Origin of the sequence: Metamycoplasma auris, from assembly GCF_003253435.1 — a bacterium.
Taxonomy (GTDB): domain Bacteria; phylum Bacillota_I; class Bacilli_A; order Mycoplasmatales; family Metamycoplasmataceae; genus Metamycoplasma; species Metamycoplasma auris.
Genome location: NZ_QKUB01000020.1, coordinates 1 through 3,426, shown reverse-complemented (window position 1 = coordinate 3,426; position 3,426 = coordinate 1). Strand labels below are relative to the sequence as shown.

The 3,426-nt window shown below is 24.2% G+C and carries 4 protein-coding genes; all 4 read left to right on the top strand.

Annotation, left to right across the window (positions count from 1 at the left end):
* The first annotated feature begins 168 nt into the window (after positions 1-168).
* Positions 169-1,524 carry a BspA family leucine-rich repeat surface protein gene (locus BCF89_RS08875; protein ID WP_111518933.1) on the top strand — a complete coding sequence of 452 codons (1,356 nt, stop codon included), beginning with the start codon at positions 169-171 and terminating at the stop codon, positions 1,522-1,524.
* Between the two features lie 280 nt (positions 1,525-1,804).
* The gene (locus tag BCF89_RS08870) at positions 1,805-2,137 is read left to right on the top strand and encodes a variable surface lipoprotein (RefSeq protein WP_111518932.1); all 333 of its coding nucleotides are present in this window, start codon (positions 1,805-1,807) and stop codon (positions 2,135-2,137) included.
* 246 nt (positions 2,138-2,383) lie between these two features.
* The gene (locus tag BCF89_RS08865) at positions 2,384-2,974 is read left to right on the top strand and encodes a variable surface lipoprotein (protein ID WP_111518931.1); all 591 of its coding nucleotides are present in this window, start codon (positions 2,384-2,386) and stop codon (positions 2,972-2,974) included.
* Positions 2,975-3,148: 174 nt separating this feature from the next.
* Positions 3,149-3,426: variable surface lipoprotein (locus BCF89_RS08860; protein ID WP_146236483.1), on the top strand; the 278-nt coding region annotated here is incomplete at its 3' end.

The window sequence follows — 3,426 nt, the reverse complement described above, 5'->3', positions numbered from 1 at the left end:
AAAAAAAAAAAAAAAAGTATAATTTTTGCTTTACATGCAAGAGTCTTACATAAACCAAAATTATTTAGTTTTATCTATTTGGTTTCTGACTTAATTTTTTATATTTTTTTAGCGAATAAAGCTAAAAAAATTTTTGATAATTAAAACTTTATCTATTAGGAGAAAAAAATGAAAAATATAGGAAGCAAATTCCTAAAAAGAATTGGAATTATATTTTCAATTGCACCTTTGCCTTTAATTGCTATTTCATGTAAAAAACCTAACAATGGTAATAATAGTAACAATAATCAAAATGATAGTAACGGTAATAGTGAACAAAGTGAAGCAATTAAAATTGATATTTCAGAATTTAAAAATAAAATTGAACCTAAAAATAATTGACAAACTAAAGATATTTTAGGAGCTTTACAAAAACAAAATGGATTAGAAAAAATAAGTGAAGCTGATTTTGAATTTAGTATCAAAAAAGCTAATTTACTAAAAGACGGAAGTCTTGTTATTAAAGCTAAAGATAACTCAGAGATTATAAAAGGTCAATTAAATTTAACTATTAAGAAACTAACTAAGTTAGAAAAAGTTGAAACACAATATAACGCAGATAAAACTGAAGTTCTAGTTATTGGTTATAATGAAAAAGGAAAGATTTCTAGATTTGAACAAAGCGTTAAAAAGGTTCCAAAAGTATTGCCTGAAGAAATAACAAATTTAGATGATGCATTTGTAAATAATAAGTCAGAAAAGATTGAAAATATTGATAAGTGAGATACATCAAATATCCAAAGTATGTCTGCTATGTTTCAAAATGCTGTTAATTTTAATCAAGATTTGCAATCATGAAATACAGAAAATGTGAAAGACATGAGTCTAATGTTTACAGGTGCTAAAAAATTCAATGGAAATATTTCAAATTGAAATACTGGAAATGTTAAAAATATGCAAAGTATGTTTGATGGTGCAAATGTATTTAATTCAGATATTTCAGACTGAAATACTGTAAATGTTTCAAACATGAAAAAAATGTTTATGAATGCTGCACAATTCAATCAGAATATATCTAAATGAAATCTTAAAAATATAAAAAGTATTGACTCAATGTTTTATGGTGCTTCTAACTTCGATAGCGAAGTATTCAAATTAGATAATAATCAAGTAACCGATTTAAGTTATATGTTTTATATGGCGTCAAAATTCAATAAACCACTTAAAGATTGAAATGTATCAAAAGTAAAAAACATGAGTCATATGTTTAGTAACGCAAAAGTATTCAATCAAGATATAACTAAATGAGATGTGTCAAGTGTTGAATCTATGCGAAATATGTTTAGTGAAACCGATGCATTTAGTCAAAATATAAAGGATTGGGATGTAAAAAAAGTAACTAATATGGACCAAATGTTTTTCAAAGCACTGAGTTTTGATAAAAATATTTCAAATTGAAGTGTAGAGAAAGTTGAGTCATATAAGGAGTTTAGCCAACATTTAAACAAGGAATTACAACCTAAATTTATAGAAAAAAGACAATAATTCATCTTAAAGAAAGTATATTTTTTATTCACTCTTAAGATACGCGAATTTGGAAATTAAATATTAAAACAGCAATAATTAATATTTTTTATAATTTTCTTATATTCTTAATCATAAAACTCAATAAAATTCAGTGAATAGTAATAAAAATTCAGTGTTTTTTTGCCAATTCATCTAAAAAAAAAAAAAAAAAAGTAGAATATGATATAGCAATTGGTAATTGCTATATTTATTAAATCAAATTTAAATATTTAAATACTTAGTTAGAAGGTAAATAATTATGAAAAGATTAAATAAATTTCTACTTACTTTAGGAAGTGTTGCTTCATTAGCATCGCTACCATTAATAGCAGCAAATTGTGGTGGAACTAAAAAAGAAGTAACTAAAGAAGAAAGAGTAAAAAATATTAAAAATAAAATTAATGAACTTAATGAAAAAGCAAAACAAAGTCCATTTAACAAATACAATATAGTTTGAAATGACTTTGATAAATTAAGAAATCAAATAAAGACAATTAACAAAGACACAGATGATAAAAAACTTGCTGAAATTGAAAAATCATTAGATCAATTTGCTAAAAAAGTTGAAGAATTATCAAAACCAAAAAAATAATTTGAAAAAGAAATTATTTTTTAATAAATACCTTTAAAACACTGAATTTGGTCACAAAATTCGGTGTTTTTTTACTACTTTGGCAAAAAAAAAAAAAAAAAAGTAAAATTTAAATTTGTAGATGAAGGGTATCCTAAAATCCAAAATTTACGATTTTATATGTATTTTAATTATTTTTCCTTGTTAAAAATACATATAAAACTAAGATATTTAAATATTTAAATAAAAATTTGAAAGATTAATAATATGAAAAAACTAAACAAATTTCTATTAACATTAGGTTCAATATCTTCATTAGCAGCTTTACCACTAATTGCAGCTTCATGTGATAAAACTGATAAATCTAAAGATGATAACTCAAATAAGAAACCAACTGATACTAATCCAAAAACTCCTTCTGATCCTTCAAACCCATCTAATCAACCTCAAGCAGATAACCCATCAGCAGCACCTGCAACACCTAAAAAAGTTGATGAAAAGAAATTAGATGAATGAAAGAAAGAAACAACTAACCTAATTAAAGACCTAGAAGAAAAATCTAAGGAAGTTAAAAAGCCTCAATTTGATGAAGATAAGCTAAAAAAATTTAGAGAAGAAAATAAAGGAAACAAGGATCTTCTTGACTATGTTACTGAATTGAAAAAAGAAACATTCCAACAATTAGTTAGAGAATTTACAGAAGAGTTGAGTACACTTAAAGATGAATTTGAAGGTCTATTAAAAGACTTACCAAAGGATTTACTTGAAGAAGAATTTGAGTCATTAACTGAATATAGTAAAGAAATTTCTGAAACAGTAAAAAAACAATTTGAAATTTTCAAAAAAGTTTCTAAATAAAATAAATCTGGTAATTAAGAAATCCTAAAACACTGAATTTTGACACAAAATTTGGTGTTTTTTTGCTATTTTGGAAAAAAAAAAAAAAAAAGTAAAATTTTTGCATAGCAATAATATTGCTATATAAATTCAAATTAAGATATTTAAATATTTAAATTAATTTAGGAATTAATTATGAAAAAACTAAACAAATTTCTACTAACTTTGGGTTCAGTTTCCTCATTAGCAGCATTACCATTAATAGCAGCAAATTGTGGTGGAACTAAAAATGAAGAAAGTAAACCAACCACTCCTAAAGAACCAAAAACTCCAAATGCAGACGATCCAGCAGTTACACCTTCAACACCTAAAGATAATTCTAAGTTAAATGAATTAAAGAAACAAACTGAAGATTTAGTTAAGGATTTGGAATCAAAAATTGAAAAAGTAAAAAAAGCTAAATTTGATAAAGA